At 57.3% G+C, this 16,360-nt stretch carries 16 protein-coding genes and 1 pseudogene; 11 read left to right on the forward strand and 6 right to left on the reverse strand.

The window, feature by feature from the left end; all coding sequences use genetic code 11:
• Positions 1-111 precede the first annotated feature (111 nt).
• Positions 112-285, reverse strand: coding sequence for a DUF6026 family protein (locus ALO64_RS25665; RefSeq protein WP_002553283.1), 174 nt, complete (start codon positions 283-285; stop codon positions 112-114).
• Positions 286-600: 315 nt separating this feature from the next.
• Here ALO64_RS25665 and gnd point away from each other — a divergent pair.
• From gnd to ALO64_RS07050, 4 genes and pseudogenes are all read left to right on the forward strand, one after another.
• Positions 601-1,574, forward strand: a pseudogene (gene gnd / locus ALO64_RS07035) (phosphogluconate dehydrogenase (NAD(+)-dependent, decarboxylating)).
• Complete coding sequence (zwf, locus tag ALO64_RS07040; RefSeq protein WP_044344917.1) at positions 1,574-3,106, forward strand: glucose-6-phosphate dehydrogenase; 1,533 nt, start codon at positions 1,574-1,576, stop codon at positions 3,104-3,106. Before gnd ends, zwf begins: the two are co-directional and overlap by 1 nt.
• Positions 3,099-3,908 (forward strand): Cof-type HAD-IIB family hydrolase, encoded by an 810-nt coding sequence (locus tag ALO64_RS07045; RefSeq protein WP_044344916.1) that lies wholly within the window; start codon positions 3,099-3,101, stop codon positions 3,906-3,908. Before zwf ends, ALO64_RS07045 begins: the two co-directional genes overlap by 8 nt.
• Positions 3,909-3,959: 51 nt before the next feature.
• On the forward strand, positions 3,960-5,678 hold the full coding sequence (locus ALO64_RS07050) for a glycoside hydrolase family 15 protein (protein WP_044344915.1): 1,719 nt from the start codon (positions 3,960-3,962) through the stop codon (positions 5,676-5,678).
• Here the strand turns inward: ALO64_RS07050 and alkB are convergent, their stop codons facing one another.
• From alkB to ALO64_RS07065, 3 genes are read right to left on the reverse strand one after another with little or no spacing between them, the layout of a single operon-like run.
• The gene (alkB, locus tag ALO64_RS07055) at positions 5,679-6,365 is read right to left on the reverse strand and encodes a DNA oxidative demethylase AlkB (protein ID WP_044344914.1); all 687 of its coding nucleotides are present in this window, start codon (positions 6,363-6,365) and stop codon (positions 5,679-5,681) included. It abuts the gene before it with no gap.
• A 24-nt stretch (positions 6,366-6,389) separates the two neighbouring features.
• A complete protein-coding gene (locus ALO64_RS07060) occupies positions 6,390-6,572 on the reverse strand; it encodes a hypothetical protein (protein WP_080393744.1) in 183 nt (60 codons plus the stop codon).
• Positions 6,573-6,586: 14 nt separating this feature from the next.
• Positions 6,587-6,892 (reverse strand): DUF1883 domain-containing protein, encoded by a 306-nt coding sequence (locus ALO64_RS07065; RefSeq protein WP_044344913.1) that lies wholly within the window; start codon positions 6,890-6,892, stop codon positions 6,587-6,589.
• Between the two features lie 166 nt (positions 6,893-7,058).
• Here ALO64_RS07065 and ALO64_RS07070 point away from each other — a divergent pair, with 166 nt between their 5' ends.
• A complete protein-coding gene (locus tag ALO64_RS07070; protein WP_002553291.1) occupies positions 7,059-7,409 on the forward strand; it encodes a hypothetical protein in 351 nt (116 codons plus the stop codon).
• A gap of 55 nt (positions 7,410-7,464) precedes the next feature.
• On the opposite strand, the gene ALO64_RS07075 is transcribed toward ALO64_RS07070, so the two are convergent.
• A complete protein-coding gene (locus ALO64_RS07075) occupies positions 7,465-7,746 on the reverse strand; it encodes a hypothetical protein (protein ID WP_029240846.1) in 282 nt (93 codons plus the stop codon).
• Between the two features lie 397 nt (positions 7,747-8,143).
• Here ALO64_RS07075 and galU point away from each other — a divergent pair, with 397 nt between their 5' ends.
• The 3 genes from galU to ALO64_RS07090 all read left to right on the forward strand — a co-directional run bounded on the left by galU (position 8,144) and on the right by ALO64_RS07090 (position 11,813).
• Complete coding sequence (gene galU / locus ALO64_RS07080; RefSeq protein WP_002553293.1) at positions 8,144-8,983, forward strand: UTP--glucose-1-phosphate uridylyltransferase GalU; 840 nt, start codon at positions 8,144-8,146, stop codon at positions 8,981-8,983.
• 102 nt (positions 8,984-9,085) lie between these two features.
• Entirely contained in the window at positions 9,086-10,444 is a 1,359-nt protein-coding gene (gene gorA, locus ALO64_RS07085) for a glutathione-disulfide reductase (RefSeq protein WP_044344912.1), read from the forward strand.
• Positions 10,445-10,541: 97 nt separating this feature from the next.
• Positions 10,542-11,813, forward strand: a complete 1,272-nt coding sequence (locus ALO64_RS07090) for a hybrid sensor histidine kinase/response regulator (protein ID WP_044344911.1) — start codon at positions 10,542-10,544, stop codon at positions 11,811-11,813.
• Positions 11,814-11,823: 10 nt separating this feature from the next.
• Here the strand turns inward: ALO64_RS07090 and ALO64_RS07095 are convergent, their stop codons facing one another.
• Positions 11,824-12,834 (reverse strand): DNA-binding protein, encoded by a 1,011-nt coding sequence (locus tag ALO64_RS07095; RefSeq protein ID WP_044344910.1) that lies wholly within the window; start codon positions 12,832-12,834, stop codon positions 11,824-11,826.
• Positions 12,835-13,010: 176 nt separating this feature from the next.
• On the opposite strand from ALO64_RS07095, the gene ALO64_RS07100 reads away from it, so the two are divergent.
• The 3 genes from ALO64_RS07100 (at position 13,011) to ahpF (ending at position 16,332) form a co-directional block, all read left to right on the forward strand.
• A complete protein-coding gene (locus tag ALO64_RS07100; RefSeq protein ID WP_044344909.1) occupies positions 13,011-13,970 on the forward strand; it encodes a site-specific integrase in 960 nt (319 codons plus the stop codon).
• A gap of 111 nt (positions 13,971-14,081) precedes the next feature.
• A complete protein-coding gene (ahpC, locus tag ALO64_RS07105; protein WP_002553298.1) occupies positions 14,082-14,645 on the forward strand; it encodes an alkyl hydroperoxide reductase subunit C in 564 nt (187 codons plus the stop codon).
• A gap of 124 nt (positions 14,646-14,769) precedes the next feature.
• On the forward strand, positions 14,770-16,332 hold the full coding sequence (gene ahpF / locus ALO64_RS07110) for an alkyl hydroperoxide reductase subunit F (RefSeq protein WP_002553299.1): 1,563 nt from the start codon (positions 14,770-14,772) through the stop codon (positions 16,330-16,332).
• Positions 16,333-16,360: the final 28 nt, after the last annotated feature.

Genomic DNA, 16,360 nt, shown 5'->3' on the forward strand with positions numbered 1-16,360 from the left:
AAACCCGGGGCGGTTCACAGGGAAGGGGCGCAGACTGTGAGAGCAGATCAGGTGGGCAAGCCAGAATATCGGGCTTGCCCTGAAGCGTTTTAAGGGGTTATGCAATGGCAGTCAGGCTTGAAGCATTTTGCCGGGTGCAGACAAGTGGGGTTGCTGCAGCATCGAGCTCAAATGAGCGACCTTTTTCTGCAACTGCTCGCGCTCTTCTTTCAATGCACGCAATTCGTCGCGGCGGATCGTGACATACAGGGTTTGTGGTGCAAGTGCTGGTAGTACAGTGCCCATTGCTCACCTCGCAAATGGCGGATTCAACCTCAGAAAGGTCCGTGGCAATGACTTTCAATCCATGAGCGCCGCTGCTTACCCTCTCTATCGGCACTGATTTTGATTTCTTTTGCATGATTTTGGAACTTTTTTATTTTTAATTGTCGCGAATGTTTATTAATCGCGACAAAATGCACCACAGGAGGGCGTAGACGCCTTCATCTTCTCGCAAGGGAACCGACGTTCCGCCTCGCTTGACTAACCAGCATGCTCGCAACCTGTCGATGCGTTGGACAGCAAGTGCGGCACCTTTTTTACGATTTAAGGAGCACCTTCATGCAACTTGGGATTATTGGACTGGGCCGCATGGGCGGCAACATCGCACGCCGCTTGATGTTGAACGGCCACACGACTGTTGTGTATGACCGCGATGAGGCATCACGCAACGCCCTGGCCAATGACGGTTCGGTTGCAGTCGCAGGCCTGAAGGAAATGGTCGATGCGCTCGACAAGCCACGCGCCATCTGGGTAATGCTCCCGGCAGGTGCGCCGACCGAAGAGACCATTCAGACCCTCAGCCAGTTGCTTGACGCCGATGATGTGATCATCGACGGCGGTAATACCTTCTACAAGGATGACATTCGGCGCGCTCAGGAGCTCACCGAAAAGGCTTGCACTACGTCGATGTCGGCACGTCAGGCGGGGTCTGGGGGCTTGAGCGCGGCTATTGCATGATGATTGGAGGCGAGGCTGCTGTTGTCGAGCGCCTGGATCCGCTGTTTGCAACGCTGGCACCAGGTCTTGGCTCGATCGAGCGCACCAAAGGCCGTACCTCGACCGACGATCGCGCCGAACGTGGCTATATCCATTCCGGCCCAGCGGGTTCCGGTCATTTCGTGAAGATGATCCATAACGGTATCGAGTACGGAATGATGCAGGCCTTCGCTGAGGGTTTCGATCTTCTCAAGCAGAAAAACTCCGAGCATTTGCCGGCTGAGCAGCGGTTTGATCTGAACACGGCTGATATCGCCGAGGTCTGGCGTCGTGGCAGTGTGGTGTCTTCCTGGCTGCTGGACCTTACCGCTGATGCCCTGGCGACAGACCCGCAACTGGATGCGTTTTCCGGTTCGGTTGCCGACAGTGGCGAAGGGCGCTGGACCATCGAAGCCGCCATCGAGCAGGCGGTTCCGGTTCCTGTACTGTCCAGTGCGTTGTTTGCGCGCTTCCGCTCACGTCAGGCGACTTCCTACGCAGATAAAATGCTGTCGGCCATGCGCTTCGGATTTGGTGGCCACAAGGAACCCAAGTAATGGGCCTGTCGCGCGGCAGCGCCGAGCAAAAAGCCGAAGTGGCGCCCCCCACGACCCTGTTTCTGTTTGGTGCCCATGGAGATCTGGTCAAGCGCCTGCTGATGCCGGCACTCTATAACCTGTCACGCGACGGTCTGGTGGATGAAGGGCTGCACATCGTTGGCGTCGATCACAATGCGATCAGCGATGCCGACTTTGCGAAAAAGCTTGAGAACTTCATTCGCGACGAAGCCGCCGGGAAGGTTGCCGGTGGCGGCAAGGATCCACTCGATCCTGCGCTGTGGAGCAAGCTGGCTGAGCGTATCAGTTATGTGCAGGGTGATTTCCTCGACGACTCCACCTATCAGGACATCGCCAGCAAGATCGAGAGCACCGGCACCGCGAACGCGGTGTTTTATCTGGCCACCGCACCCCGGTTTTTCAGCGAAGTAGCCAAGCGGCTGGGCTCGTCAGGTTTGTTGCAGGAAAACGGCGACGGGTTTCGCCGGGTAGTGATCGAGAAACCGTTCGGTTCCGATCTGGCCAGTGCGGTCGAGCTCAATGGCTGCCTGCTCAAGGTCATGAGCGAGAAGCAGATCTACCGCATCGACCACTACCTGGGCAAGGAAACGGTACAGAATATTCTGGTCAGCCGTTTCTCCAATGGTCTGTTCGAATCGTTCTGGAACAACCACTACATCGACCACGTACAGATCACGGCGGCGGAGACCGTAGGCGTCGAAACCCGTGGCAGTTTTTACGAACACACCGGCGCATTGCGTGACATGGTGCCCAATCACCTGTTCCAGTTGCTGGCTATGGTTGCCATGGAGCCGCCGGCCGCTTTCGGTGCCGATGCCGTTCGCGGCGAGAAGGCCAAGGTGGTTGGAGCGATCCGGCCCTGGAGTCAGGAGGAAGCTCTGGCAAACTCGGTGCGTGGCCAGTATGCGAAAGGCGCGATGGGTGACAACGAGGTTGTCGGTTATCGTCAGGAGGATCGCGTGGAGCCCGACAGCACGACCGAAACCTATGTCGCGCTCAAGGTCATGGTCGACAATTGGCGTTGGGTCGGGGTGCCGTTCTATCTGCGCACCGGCAAGCGCATGAGTGCTCGCAGCACGGAAATCGCCATCTGCTTCAAGCCCGCGCCGTATGCGCAATTTCGCGACACCGAAGTCGACCGCCTCAAGCCCAACTACCTGAGGATTCAGATCCAGCCCAACGAAGGCATGTGGTTCGATCTGTTTGCCAAGCGTCCTGGCCCGGAACTGAAAATGGAAGATATCGCGCTGGGCTTCGCCTACAAGGATTTCTTCGAGATGCAGCCCTCCACAGGTTACGAAACCCTTATTTATGACTGCCTGACCGGTGATCAGACGCTCTTCCAGCGGGCCGACAACATCGAGAACGGCTGGCGTGCCGTGCAGCCGTTCCTCGACGCCTGGGCCGCGCAGCCGCAAGTGCAGCTTTACGAAGCTGGCAAGGATGGCCCGCAAGCAGGTGAGGAGCTGCTGAGCCGTGATGGCCGCGAATGGAGAGAATTGAATGTCTGAACTGCCCGTACAGTTCCTGTTGTCCGACATCGACGGCACGTTACTGCGCCGTGATCACAGCCTTAGTCAGGCCAATATCGACTCCATCAAGCGCCTGCGTGATGCTGGCGTTCACTTCTCGCTGGCCAGCAGTCGCCCGCCCAGGGCCATGCGTCAGGTGATCGAAGCGCTGGGTGTGGATTTGCCCACCGTGGCATTCAATGGCGGCACCATCACTCATCCCGATGGCAGCCTGCTGGTGGCTCATCGCATTGACCCCAAAGCGGTCAGGATGTGTCTTGAGCTGTTCACCGGCCAGAACGTTGCGATCTGGGTGTTTGCCGACGATCAATGGCTGTTGCTCGATCCTCACGCCGATTACGTTGATCATGAGCTCGACGCGCTGGGGTACCGCTATGTTCAGGTCGAGAGTTTCGAGCCATACCTTGATCGCGTCGACAAGATCGTTGCGGCCAGCGCTGATTTTGAGCTGCTGAAGACTCTGGAAGCTCGCGTCAATCCACAGATCGAAGGATTGGCCCTGGCTGCGCGTTCGCAAAAATACTACCTCGACGTTACTGCGCTGGAGGCCAACAAGGGCTCCGCGCTGGTTACATTGGCAAAGTATCTGGGAGTCGATCTTTCTCGCACGGCGGCCATTGGCGACGGTGGTAACGACGTGACGATGTTCCACAAGGCTGGCTTGTCGATTGCGATGGGGCAGGGCGAGCAGACAGTCAAGGGACAGGCTGATCATGTTACAGATAGCAATGAGCAGGACGGCGTTGCTGTCGCCATCGAGCGTTACATTCTTCCAGCTTGATCGAGCGGTTTGCGCATGCGGACGAATCATCATCACGACGGGCATTTCTGAATGGCTGCACTGATCGAAGACTATGCATTGCTGGGCAACTGTCAGACAGCGGCGCTCGTCGCCCGTGATGGTTCGCTGGACTGGTTGTGTTTCCCCCGTTACCGCGACGGCACCCTGATTCTTGAAACTGTTTTCGAAACCCGTGACGGTCGCGCCATGCTGATCGATTTCATGCCCATGAAGACGACTGGTCATGTGGTGCGCATCGTGGTCGGGCTGTCCGGGCGTGTCGAGTTCGGCGTGGACCTCGCCATTCGCTTCGATTACGGCAGCAGTGTGCCTTGGGTCGAGCGCAAGGATGAGCATACGCTGACTGCCGTGGCCGGGCCGGAAATGCTGGTGCTGCGCAGCCCTGTGGCCTTGCACCCGCAGGATCATCACACCGCCAGCCGCTTTCATGTCGATGAGGGCGAGCGCAAGGTCTTCACGCTGGCCTATCAGGCATCCTTTGCACCCTTGCTCGAGCAGATCGATGCCGACCAGGCACTGGAGAGCACCGCTGCCTACTGGCGTGAGTTTTCTGATCGCTGCCCTGACGTCGGGCCGTGGACGGCTCAGGTAAAGCGCTCGCTGATCACTCTCAAAGCCATGACCTACGCTCCTACCGGTGGCATTGTTGCCGCCGTGACCACTTCATTGCCCGAGCAGTTGGGTGGCGAGCGCAATTGGGACTATCGCTATTGCTGGCTGCGCGACGCCACCATGACATTGCTGGCGTTCATGAATCTGGGCTATTTCGAGGAGGCGACCGCCTGGCGAGACTGGCTGCTGCGCTCGGTTGCCGGCAACCCGGAACAGATACAGATCATATACGGCGTAGGCGGTGAGCGACGTTTGCAGGAGTACGAGCTGCCGTGGCTGAGTGGCTACGAGAACTCGCTGCCGGTGCGTGTCGGCAACGGCGCAGCGACTCAGGTGCAACTGGACGTTTATGGCGAGGTTGCCGATGCCATGATCCAGGCGCTGAGAGGCGGCATGCCGCAGCATCCGCGCAGCGTGGCGATCTCCAAGGTGGTCATGCCCTATCTGGAAAAGATCTGGCACCTGCCGGATGCGGGCATCTGGGAGATTCGTTCAGAACCACGTCACTTTACCCATTCAAAAGTCATGGCCTGGGTGGCCTTCGACCGAAACGCCACTCAGATCGCCAAGGCTGCCGAAAACGATGAGGATCGTGCATTGGCGAGCCACTACCGGCGTGTGGCAGACGAAATCCATGCTGATGTCTGTCGCAACGGTTTCGATGCTGATCTTGGCAGTTTCGTGCAGACGTATGGCTCCAAAGAGGTCGACGCCAGTCTGCTGCAAATTGTGTTGACCGGTTTTCTTGCGCCGGAAGATCCTCGTGTCACCGGCACTGTCGCGCAAATAGAGCGCACGCTGATGCAGGATGGCCTGTTGCTGCGTTACGACAACGAGCGCAGTGTTGATGGTGTGGCCGGCCGCGAAGGGACGTTTCTGGTGTGTTCGTTCTGGCTTGCTGACGCTTACGTGCTGCTGGGGCGGGCTGATGATGCTGCACGGCTGTTGGAGAGGCTGTGTGATCTGTGCAATGACGTTGGTCTGCTGGCGGAACAATATGATCCGAAGGACGACCGCATGCTGGGTAATTTCCCTCAGGCGTTCAGTCACATCGGCATTATCAACACCGCATTGAATCTGCATCGAGCGGTGTGCCCCGCACTGGCTCGCACATCGAGCGAGCTTGAAGGCGCATGATCAGTCGTCGCGGCCAGCCTTGCGAAACGTCAGATTGATCCGCTGTTCGCCGAGCAGAGGGTGCTCGGCCTGTTTGACGGGCAGGATGCCGTGAAAGCGCAACCGGTCCTCGCCGCCCCAGACCACCACGTCTCCATGAAACAGTGATATGCGTTGGGTCTTGTCGCTGCGCAGCAGGCCGCCGAACTGGAAGGTGGCCGGTATACCCAGTGACACTGATACCACTGGCCAGCGATGGTCGTACTCGTTTTTGTCCTGATGCAGAGACATCTTCGCCCCAGGGATGTATCGATTGATCAGGCAGGCGTCAGGCATAAAGTCGGCATAGCCCGCCGCGTGCGCAGCATCCTTTGCCAGTTGCATGAAGGCGTCCGGCATCGCAGGCCATACCAGGCCTGTTTGTGGGTCGGTTGCGGTGTATCGATAACCATGACGGTCGGTTATCCAGCCCAGTTGTCCGCAACTGCTCAGCGCTGCAGACATGCTCAAGCCACTGGGGGTCTGCATGTGCCTGAATGGAGAAAGGGCCAGTGTCGCCTCAAGAGAGTCCAGCAGTTGTGGCATGACAGGCAGCGCAAAGCCTCTGAGCAGCCATGACCCAGGCCCGATCAGCTCATTGCTTGCAGGCTGGGCCGTCTGGTCGGCAAACATATCCAGGTTGGCGGGCGTGTCACCTTTGCGTTGCATGGTCGGGTCGAGCTCCTGCGGGTATCAGAGCGCCTTGCTGACCTTCACGTCGGTGATCTGATCGTCGCTCTGGCCGTGCATTTTTTTCAAGGCGGCTTCGGCTTCTTCGGTTGAGGCCGATTGCAGTTGGGCGAACTCGAAGCGGCGTTCGCCATTGAGCTTGTAGCTGACAGCAAATTTGGTGGTGCGCGGGGCTGGATTGTTCACGGTGACTCCTTGCATCATCCCAGGCGTGAGGTCGAGCGCCGGACGATCTTGATCTTGTGAGTGAAAGGCGGTTTGCGGCCTGCATTGGTATCTATCTTGCGGCCTGCGGTATCGATGGTGATGTTCCAGAAACCGGTGCTCGGCGCGGCGATCTTGGCCGGAAACGTGTCAAATGCACCGCCATGATAGGTGTGTCGACCGCCATTTTTGAAGCTGCGAAAATTCGCATCGTTCATCATACGAATATTGCAGGTTTGCGAGCACTCGATAACGACCAGGTCGTCCTCGTTGAGATGCTCACGCTGGTGTACGAATTTCATGACGGGCTCCGAATGAGGGTTTTTCTGAAAAATCAAAACGATAGCATGTGATGCCCGCAATTTGACGTCGGTGGACACTAATTTGCCGTGTTTCTGGCAAATATTGCCTCAGTAGGGATTTAATTGCGCGCGAGCTTGTCGTAGCACCTTTATTTGGAGGCTTTGTATGAAACTGGCTGTAGTAGTCCTGGCTCTGGCAATGACTGGCTGTGCCACAGTAAATGACATCGAACATACACCCCCCACCATGAACGTGATGTCGGGCAAGAACCCCAAGGAGTATGCCGATTGCTTCGTCGGCAAGATCGCCAGCAGTCGCAAGCCGCCGCTTATCGAGCCTCGCCATGATGGCCTGCGGGTAATTGTGGCGCAAAAGCTCAGCAAATCGCCTGCGGCGGTCGTCGATGTCGAGAGCCGCTCGGGTGGCAGTACGATCAAGGTCTATGAACGACTTTCCAACGTGCCGATCCGCTTCAGGGATGTTCAGAACGCTGCCGAAGCGTGCATTTCAGGTTGATCGCTTTGGCGGGTTCAACTGGCCCTGTCCGCTTCGGACAGGGCGGCAGGCTTGATTATTTGCACACTACAAGCACGCTGCGGCTCTTGTAGTTGCCTACGTCCACACCCAGTGTTTTCTCGCTTTCCGCAGGCTGCGGAGTGCCGTCCGTACCGACAATTTCATAACCTGTACCCGCGCAGGAAGCGTCCGCTTTTTCGTAGCAGCTGGCCCAGGACATCGCCTCGCCGGAGCAGTCGATGCTCAAGCCCTGTCTGCCGTTTTTCAGGTAAGTGTTGGAGGCGGTTGCGCAGCCGGTCAGGCCCAGCGCAACAATAATGGACAGTAGGGAAAGGATTCTGATCATGTTTTTCGCTTCAAGATTAAGGTCAGATAATTGACAAATGCGGACGTTGGACTGGTAACAAGTGCCATCGTTCCGCCATGTTTTTCATCATAGATAGCTCGATAAATAGCTCGTCGTTTGCTGGCCACTGTTGCAGCTCTCTGGGAGCAGAGCATAAATGCTTCGGTCGTCGAAAGAGCGTGCACAAGGCTGTTACGCCGGGCTTTGGCGGTGACTTGAGCGTGGTCCAGTCTGCAATTGGCTGTAGGCAATATCCAGGAAGTGCGGAACTATCTGCCTGAGGATTCCTCTATCATGGCATCGTACGGCCAAAGGCGAGGCATTGTAAGGTGACCGCCTCCTGATTAGACTGCGCCGTTAACACCAACAGCCCTTACCAAGGACTTTTATGATCAAGAAATGCTTGTTCCCAGCAGCCGGTTACGGCACTCGCTTCCTGCCAGCGACCAAGGCCATGCCCAAGGAAATGCTGCCGGTGGTCAACAAGCCACTGATCCAATACGGTGTTGAGGAAGCCCTCGCGGCAGGCCTGACCGAAATTTCCATCGTGACCGGTCGTGGCAAGCGTGCTCTTGAAGATCACTTTGATATCAGCTACGAGCTTGAGCATCAGATCAAGGGCACGGACAAGGAAAAGTACCTGGTTGGTATTCGCAAACTGATCGACGAGTGCAGCTTTTCCTACACTCGCCAGACTGAAATGAAAGGTCTGGGTCATGCCATTCTCAGCGGTCGTCCGCTGATTGGTAATGAAGCATTCGCCGTGGTTCTGGCGGATGACCTGTGCGTAAATCCTGATGGTGATGGCGTGCTGGCGCAGATGGTCAAACTGCACAAGCATTATGGCTGCTCGATCATTGCCATTCAGGAAGTCGATCCGCAGGAAACCAACAAGTATGGCGTGATCGCCGGTGAAGAAATCAAGCCGGGCCTGTTTCGCGTGACCAACATGGTTGAAAAACCGAAGCCTGAAGATGCGCCTTCCAACCTGGCGATCATCGGACGCTACATCCTGACTCCGGACATTTTCGAGAAGATCGAACAGACTGAGCCAGGCAAGGGTGGGGAGATCCAGATCACCGACGCCCTGATGAAGCAGGCTGCAGAAGGCAACGTACTGGCCTACAAGTTCAAGGGCGAGCGCTTTGACTGCGGTGGCGCTGAAGGCTACATCCAGGCTACCAACTTCTGCTTCGAACACTTTTACAAAACCGGCAAAGCGCATTGATTTTCGATTGATGACGCTCGGGACAAGGCCACCTTCGGGTGGCTTTGTCATTTCTGACTGGCCGCCAAGCGGTTATGCTGTGCCTCTGCCAAGGAGATATCAATGGCCTTTGATTTTGATCTGTTTGTAATTGGCGCCGGCTCCGGCGGCGTCAGGGCGGCACGTTTTGCTGCCGGTTTCGGTGCCAAGGTTGCCGTGGCCGAGAGCCGCTATCTGGGTGGAACCTGCGTCAACGTGGGTTGCGTGCCCAAAAAGCTGTTGGTCTACGGAGCGCATTTTTCCGAAGATTTCGATCATGCCAAAGGGTTCGGCTGGTCGCTGGGTGAGGCCAGTTTTGACTGGTCCACACTGATCGCCAACAAGGATCGCGAAATCAATCGCCTCAATGGCATCTACCGCAAACTGCTGGTCGACAGCGGCGTTACCCTGCTCGAAGGCCACGCCAGGCTGGTCGGCCCGCAGCGAGTCGAGATCAACGGCCAGTCCTACAGCGCCGAGCGCATTCTGATCGCAACCGGCGGCTGGCCACAGGTGCCTGATGTGCCAGGACGCGAGCATGCCATTACGTCCAATGAGGCGTTTTACCTCAAGACGTTGCCAAAGCGAGTTGTGGTCGTAGGGGGTGGTTACATTGCCGTGGAATTTGCCTCGATCTTCAATGGATTGGGTGCAGATACCACGCTGGTCTATCGTCGCGAGCTGTTTTTGCGCGGTTTCGATGGCGGGGTCCGTACTCATCTTCATGAGGAACTGCTCAAGCGTCACATGACGATTCGCTTCAATAGCGATATCGAGCGTATCGACAAGCAGGCCGACGGCAGCCTGCTACTGTCCATGAAAGGCGGCGGCACACTCGAGACCGATTGCGTGTTCTACGCAACTGGCCGTCGGCCGATGCTCGACAACCTCGGGCTGGACAGTGTCGACATCAAGCTCGATGAGCATGGCTATATCAAGGTCGATGAGCATTATCAGAGCAGCGAGCCTTCCATTCTGGCCATCGGCGATGTCATCGGTGGCGTGCAACTGACTCCGGTTGCGCTGGCTGAGGGCATGGCCGTCGCACGTCGGCTGTTCAAGCCGGAGCAGTATCGCCCGGTAGACTACAATCACATTCCGACTGCGGTTTTCAGTCTGCCGAACATCGGTACAGTCGGGCTGACTGAAGAGGAAGCGATCAAGGCTGGTCACGATGTGCAGGTGTTCGAAAGCCGTTTTCGGCCGATGAAGCTGACCCTGACTGACGATCAGGAACGCACCTTGATGAAACTGGTTGTGGATGCGAAAACCGACCGCGTGCTGGGCTGCCATATGGTAGGGCCGGATGCGGGCGAAATCGTCCAGAGTCTGGCAATTGCCATCAAGGCTGGCGCGACCAAACAGGTGTTCGATGACACTATCGGCGTACACCCGACTGCTGCAGAAGAGTTTGTAACCATGCGCACGCCCGCCAAACGCTAACGTCAGGCAGCGCAATACCCGGAGGTCAGGAAGAGCTCCGGGACAAGGCTTGAAAAGGACGGATCCCGACGTGAACAGAGAAAAATCATCGGTCGGAATGCGCCTGCATCTGGCCGGGCAGGATTGTGAAATCGCGCAGCACATTGATGCATTGCGGGAAAGCGAGCATCAGTTCAGAACCCTGGCTGACAACATGAGTCAGCTGGCCTGGACTGCAAGTCCTCGCGGGCAGGCCCATTGGTATAACGAGCGCTGGTACGCATACACCGGGACGTCGCTCGAGGCGATGAAGGCTCTGGGCTGGCGTTCGTTACTGCATCCCGAGCATCGCGAGCGTGTGCTGGCGCGTTTGCAGTACTGCTTTTCGACGGGCTCGATCTGGGAAGATACCTTTCCACTGCGCGGCAAGGACGGTGCCTTCAACTGGTTTCTGTCGCGTGCACTGCCCATGCGCGACGCGCAGGGCCACATCACCCACTGGCTGGGCACTCATACCGATATTACGGCTCAGGTCAGCGCTGAAGAGGCGCTGCGCGAACTCAATGAAAGTCTGGAGTTGCGCGTTGCCGAGCGCACTCGCGAGCTGGCAACTGCCAATGAATTGTTGCAGGCCGAGATCGTCGAGCGAGCAATGGCTGAAGAGGTCTTGCGCCATGCGCAAAAAATGGACGCAATTGGCCAGTTGACGGGCGGCATCGTCCACGACTTCAACAATGTGCTTTCCGGCGTGATGGGTGCTCTGGACATGATCAGGCTCCGTGTGGCGGCAGGCCGGGTGGAGGAAGTTGATCGTTATCTGGATGCTGCGACCAGTTCCGCAAATCGTGCGGCTGCGTTGACCCGGAGGCTGCTGACATTTGCTCGTCGTCAGTCGCTGAATGTCACGACAGTGGATATCAATCATATGGTCCGGTCTATGGAAGAGCTGCTGCGAGGTACGGTCGGCGCTCGCGCACAATTGCACATCGAGCTGGAGGAGGGGTTGAATTGCGTGCATACGGATGAGCATCAACTGGAAAATGCCTTGTTGAATCTGGTGATCAACGCGCGTGACGCTGTTGCGGTCGGAGGGGCGCTCCGGGTGCGCAGCCAGCTGTTAACGCTTGCCGCTCAGAAAGACGGGCTGGCACCTGGCGATTACGTAAGGCTCAGCGTAGAAGATAACGGCTGTGGAATGGCTCAAGACGTCATCGATCGGGCGTTCGACCCGTTTTTCACCACCAAGCCCGTAGGACGGGGAACGGGGTTGGGTTTGTCCATGGTCTACGGTTTCATCAAGCAGGCGGGCGGGCATGTGCAGATAAAAAGCCATGAAGGTCAGGGCACTCATGTCCACCTGCTCTTGCCTTGCGCAGTAACGGCTGTCTGAGCGTTGCTTGTCATGCCTTGTCTTTTGGCTTTTTTCCATTGGTCGTGGGTTTGTCGGGCTGGCTGAGGCCGTTCTGCAGGTTTTCCAGTGCTGCTTCCTTCTTGGTCAGCAGCAGTTCCAGCATCCGGTTCTGCTGCCGAACCTCTGTCATGGCTTGTTTGAGCGTGGAGCTCTCTTCCTGCAGGCTGCCTAACCGTTCTTCCAGCAGAGCGCATTGGGTGCGGGCGTGATGCTGTTGTTCTGCCAGGGCGGCAGCCTGAGTAGTGGCCTGGTTCAGCAGGTCTTTTCGTTCGTGCAGCTCACGCAGTGTGCTGCGGTTTTCAGCCAGTAATCTCTCGTTGTCACGGTTCAGCTGTGTGATGTCTTCCTGGCGCATGGCGATGCCTTGCTGTGCCTGTCGAAGCTCCATTTGCAGTTGCTGAACCTGACCTTCGTGGCGTTGCTGTTCCTGCTCGCGCTGCTCTCTGATCGAGTCGCGATAGTGTTCCAGCGCTTCACGGGCGTGCTGATGTTTTTCCTCAAGCGAGTGGATCTGACCGTCCTTGTCGTGCAGGCGCGACTCCAGGTCGCGGTTGGCCTGAAGCAGTCTGGCGTGCTCGGTCTGTTCGGTTTGCAGGGCATTTTGCGTGCGAAGCAGGGCGGCAGCCTGCTGTTCCAGAGCTTCGTGACGTTGCTGCGCGTGTTCCTGCAGTTCGCTGATCTGTTGCTGAGCCGCCGCCAATTGTTGCTGCAGGGTGGCGCGATCGGCCTGATACGTGTCGCAGGCCTGATCAATGCGCTCCTGAGCCTGCTCCTGAAGACGCTGGGCAAGATGAGCTACCAGGCCGCTCAATTCCTCATTGATGTCCGGCGCTGGCGTATGCGTGGCGTCCAGCTCTTTGAGGTACCGGTGAATCGTGGTTTTCGAGCCTGTATTACCCATTTCGATACGTACTGCATCAATGCTGGGGTTTTCACCTCTGGACAGCAGGGAAACCCTTGCTTTCTGCACCAGCGCCTTGTTTACGCCGCCCCGAGCCATGTGTCCCCCTACGATTTCGTACTGTGGTATGTACTCTGTAATTACATACTATATTATTAGGAATAATTTGCCATTTTTTGAATTAATTAACCCGGGATATTGGCGTATTATCCCTTGTCAGGCGTTGTCAGTTCTTTTTTCGGCGCTCTTTCCGGTACACCGCGCAGGTTCGAGCCATGAATGACGTTGATCGCTATATCGATGCCGCAACTCGTGACAACACACGCCGCAGTTATCGGGCGGCCATCGAGCATTTCGAAGTGACATGGGGCGGGTTTCTGCCGGCGACCAGCGAAAGCGTGGCGCGTTACCTGGCCAGCCATGCCGGAAAGCTATCGGTCAACACTTTGAAACTGCGCCTGTCAGCACTAGCGCAATGGCATGTCAGTCAGGGTTTTGCCGATCCTACCAAGGCACCCGTGGTGCGTAAGGTCATCAAGGGCATTCGTGCATTGCATCCGGCACAAGAGAAGCAGGCCGAGCCTTTGCAGTTGCAGGACCTGGAGAAAGTCATTGCCTGGCTGGAGATCGAGATACGTGATGCAGAGGCGCAACACGATCAGCCGCGGCTATTGCGTTGTCGTCGTGACTCGGCGCTGATCCTCTTGGGGTTCTGGCGCGGCTTTCGCAGCGACGAGCTGTGTCGCCTGCAAGTGCAGGACGTCAAGGCCATCGCCCGCTCGGGCATCAGCCTTTATCTGCCGCGCAGCAAGGGTGATCGCGATAACCTGGGCAGAACGTATCAGACGCCTGCCTTGCAGCGGCTGTGCCCGGTGCAGGCTTATATAGAGTGGATCAATTGCGCGGCGCTGGTGCGCGGTCCGGTGTTTCGGGCGGTGGATCGATGGGGTAATCTTGGTGAGGAGGGGCTGCACGCCAACAGCGTTATCCCGTTGCTGCGTCAGGCTCTCCAGCGTGCAGGCATTGCCGCCGAGCACTACACCAGTCACTCGCTACGCCGAGGCTTCGCCAGTTGGGCGCACAGCAACGGCTGGGACCTCAAGTCACTGATGTCTTATGTAGGCTGGAGGGACATCAAGTCGGCGATGCGCTACATTGACGCCGCGCCGTTCCCGGGCAACCTGGAGACAGGGAGCGGGTCGAAGGTTTCTTCTATCGATAAGCTGCCTTCATAGTGAAAAGCAATCAGTGACATCAGGTTTGCCAATGAGCGATTGTCACTGATCATGCGTAAGCTTCACTCCATCGAATTAACAACCCATCCAACCCCATCAGGAGATATACCGATGCCTATCATCAACAGCCAAGTAAAACCGTTCAAGGCTACCGCGTTCAAGAACGGCGCTTTCGTTGACGTTTCGGACGCCGACTTCAAAGGCAAGTGGTCTGTCGTATTCTTCTACCCGGCCGACTTCACCTTCGTTTGCCCGACCGAGCTGGAAGACCTGGCTGACAACTACGAAGAGTTCAAGAAGCTGGGCGTCGAGATCTACAGCGTTTCGACCGACACCCACTTTGCCCACGCTGCATGGCACAACACTTCGCCTGCAATCGGCAAGATCCAGTACACCATGATCGGTGACCCGACCCTGACTATCTCGCGCAACTTCGACGTGCTGATCGAAGAAGCCGGCTTGGCAGATCGCGGTACGTTCGTGATCAACCCTGAAGGTCAGATCAAAATCGTCGAGCTGAACGACGGTGGTGTTGGCCGTGACGCTTCCGAGCTGCTGCGCAAGATCAAGGCTGCTCAGTACGTTGCTGCTCACCCGGGCGAAGTCTGCCCAGCCAAGTGGAAAGAAGGCGAAGCTACTCTGGCTCCGTCCCTGGACCTGGTTGGCAAGATCTGAGTCGCATGAATCGGCTGGGGGCGTTGAGCTCTTGAGCAAGTAAACCGCATCGCCCCAAAAAACGCCCGGGCGGTAATCGCCTGGGCGTTGTTATTTCTACCCTTTGTAAACAGGAAGCCGCCACATGTTGGACGCCAATCTTAAAGCCCAGTTGAAATCCTATCTGGAGCGGGTTACTCGCCCCATCGAGATCGTCGCGTCCCTTGATGACGGCGCGAAGTCTCAGGAAATGCTTGCACTGCTCAATGATGTGATCAGTGTCTCCAAAGATGTCACCCTGAATGACAGCGGCACCGACGCACGTACGCCGTCGTTCTCGCTGAGCAGCCCTGGCCACGATATCAGCCTGCGTTTCGCCGGTATCCCCATGGGCCACGAATTCACCTCGCTGGTCCTGGCGCTGCTGCAAGTTGGCGGTTACCCACCCAAGGTCAGTGCGGAAACCATCGAACAGGTTCGCGCTCTTCAAGGCGAATTCCATTTCGAAACCTATTTCTCGCAGTCCTGCCAGAACTGCCCGGACGTTGTCCAGGCATTGAACCTGATGGCAGTACTGAACCCTGGCATCAAGCATGTCGCTATCGACGGTGCACTGTTCCAGGACGAAGTCACAGATCGCAAGATCATGTCGGTGCCCAGCATCTATCTGAACGGTGAGTTGTTCGGTCAGGGCCGCATGGGCCTGGAAGAGATTCTGGCCAAGATCGACACCGGTGCCGGTGCGCGTCAGGCGGAAAAACTCAACGCCAAGCAGGCTTTCGATGTGCTGGTCGTCGGCGGTGGCCCGGCTGGCTCGGCGGCGGCAGTCTACGCTGCGCGTAAAGGCATCCGCACAGGTGTTGCTGCCGAGCGTTTCGGCGGTCAGGTGCTCGACACTATGGCCATCGAAAACTTCATTTCGGTACAGCACACCGAAGGCCCGAAACTGGCCGTTGCGCTCGAAGAGCACGTCAAGCAGTACGAAGTCGACATCATGAACCTGCAGCGCGCCGATAAGCTGATTCCGGGCGCGGCCGGTGAGCTGCACGAAGTTAAATTCGCCAGCGGTGCCAGCCTCAAGGCCAAGACCGTCATTCTTGCCACCGGTGCACGCTGGAGGGAGATGAACGTACCGGGCGAACAGCAGTACCGTAACAAGGGCGTGGCTTATTGCCCGCACTGCGACGGTCCATTGTTCAAGGGCAAGCGCGTTGCCGTGATTGGTGGCGGTAACTCGGGTGTCGAGGCGGCAATCGATCTGGCGGGTATCGTGTCACACGTGACGCTGCTGGAATTCGATGTGCAACTGCGTGCCGATGCCGTCTTGCAGCGCAAACTGCACAGCCTGCCCAACGTTACCGTGATCACCAGTGCGCAAACCACTGAGGTGACCGGCGATGAGCAGAAGGTCAACGGCCTGCGTTACAAGAACCGCACCACCGGCGAAGAAATCACCGTGCCGCTGGAAGGTATCTTCGTGCAGATCGGCCTTCTGCCTAACAGCGAATGGCTCAAAGGCTCCATCGAGCTGTCGCCGCGTGGTGAGATCGTGGTCGATGCACGTGGTGAAACCTCAGTGCCGGGCATCTTCGCTGCCGGTGACGTGACGGTAACTCCGTACAAGCAGATCATCATCGCCCTGGGCGAGGGTGCCAAAGCCTCCCTGAGTGCCTTTGACCACCTGATCCGTACCTCCGCACCGGCCTGATCGGGCAGCGCTAAACAAAAAGCCCCGT

It is taken from the genome of Pseudomonas meliae (genome assembly GCF_001400515.1).
In the GTDB taxonomy this organism is placed as follows: Bacteria; Pseudomonadota; Gammaproteobacteria; order Pseudomonadales; family Pseudomonadaceae; genus Aquipseudomonas; species Aquipseudomonas amygdali.

Coding starts and splice junctions, on each gene's coding strand:
- ALO64_RS25665 (WP_002553283.1), bottom strand. CDS start 285: ATGGGCACTGTACTACCAGCACTTGCACCACAAACCCTGTATGTCACG.
- zwf (WP_044344917.1), top strand. CDS start 1,574: ATGGGCCTGTCGCGCGGCAGCGCCGAGCAAAAAGCCGAAGTGGCGCCC.
- ALO64_RS07045 (WP_044344916.1), top strand. CDS start 3,099: ATGTCTGAACTGCCCGTACAGTTCCTGTTGTCCGACATCGACGGCACG.
- ALO64_RS07050 (WP_044344915.1), top strand. CDS start 3,960: ATGGCTGCACTGATCGAAGACTATGCATTGCTGGGCAACTGTCAGACA.
- alkB (WP_044344914.1), bottom strand. CDS start 6,365: ATGCAACGCAAAGGTGACACGCCCGCCAACCTGGATATGTTTGCCGAC.
- ALO64_RS07065 (WP_044344913.1), bottom strand. CDS start 6,892: ATGAAATTCGTACACCAGCGTGAGCATCTCAACGAGGACGACCTGGTC.
- ALO64_RS07070 (WP_002553291.1), top strand. CDS start 7,059: ATGAAACTGGCTGTAGTAGTCCTGGCTCTGGCAATGACTGGCTGTGCC.
- galU (WP_002553293.1), top strand. CDS start 8,144: ATGATCAAGAAATGCTTGTTCCCAGCAGCCGGTTACGGCACTCGCTTC.
- gorA (WP_044344912.1), top strand. CDS start 9,086: ATGGCCTTTGATTTTGATCTGTTTGTAATTGGCGCCGGCTCCGGCGGC.
- ALO64_RS07090 (WP_044344911.1), top strand. CDS start 10,542: ATGCGCCTGCATCTGGCCGGGCAGGATTGTGAAATCGCGCAGCACATT.
- ALO64_RS07095 (WP_044344910.1), bottom strand. CDS start 12,834: ATGGCTCGGGGCGGCGTAAACAAGGCGCTGGTGCAGAAAGCAAGGGTT.
- ALO64_RS07100 (WP_044344909.1), top strand. CDS start 13,011: ATGAATGACGTTGATCGCTATATCGATGCCGCAACTCGTGACAACACA.
- ahpC (WP_002553298.1), top strand. CDS start 14,082: ATGCCTATCATCAACAGCCAAGTAAAACCGTTCAAGGCTACCGCGTTC.
- ahpF (WP_002553299.1), top strand. CDS start 14,770: ATGTTGGACGCCAATCTTAAAGCCCAGTTGAAATCCTATCTGGAGCGG.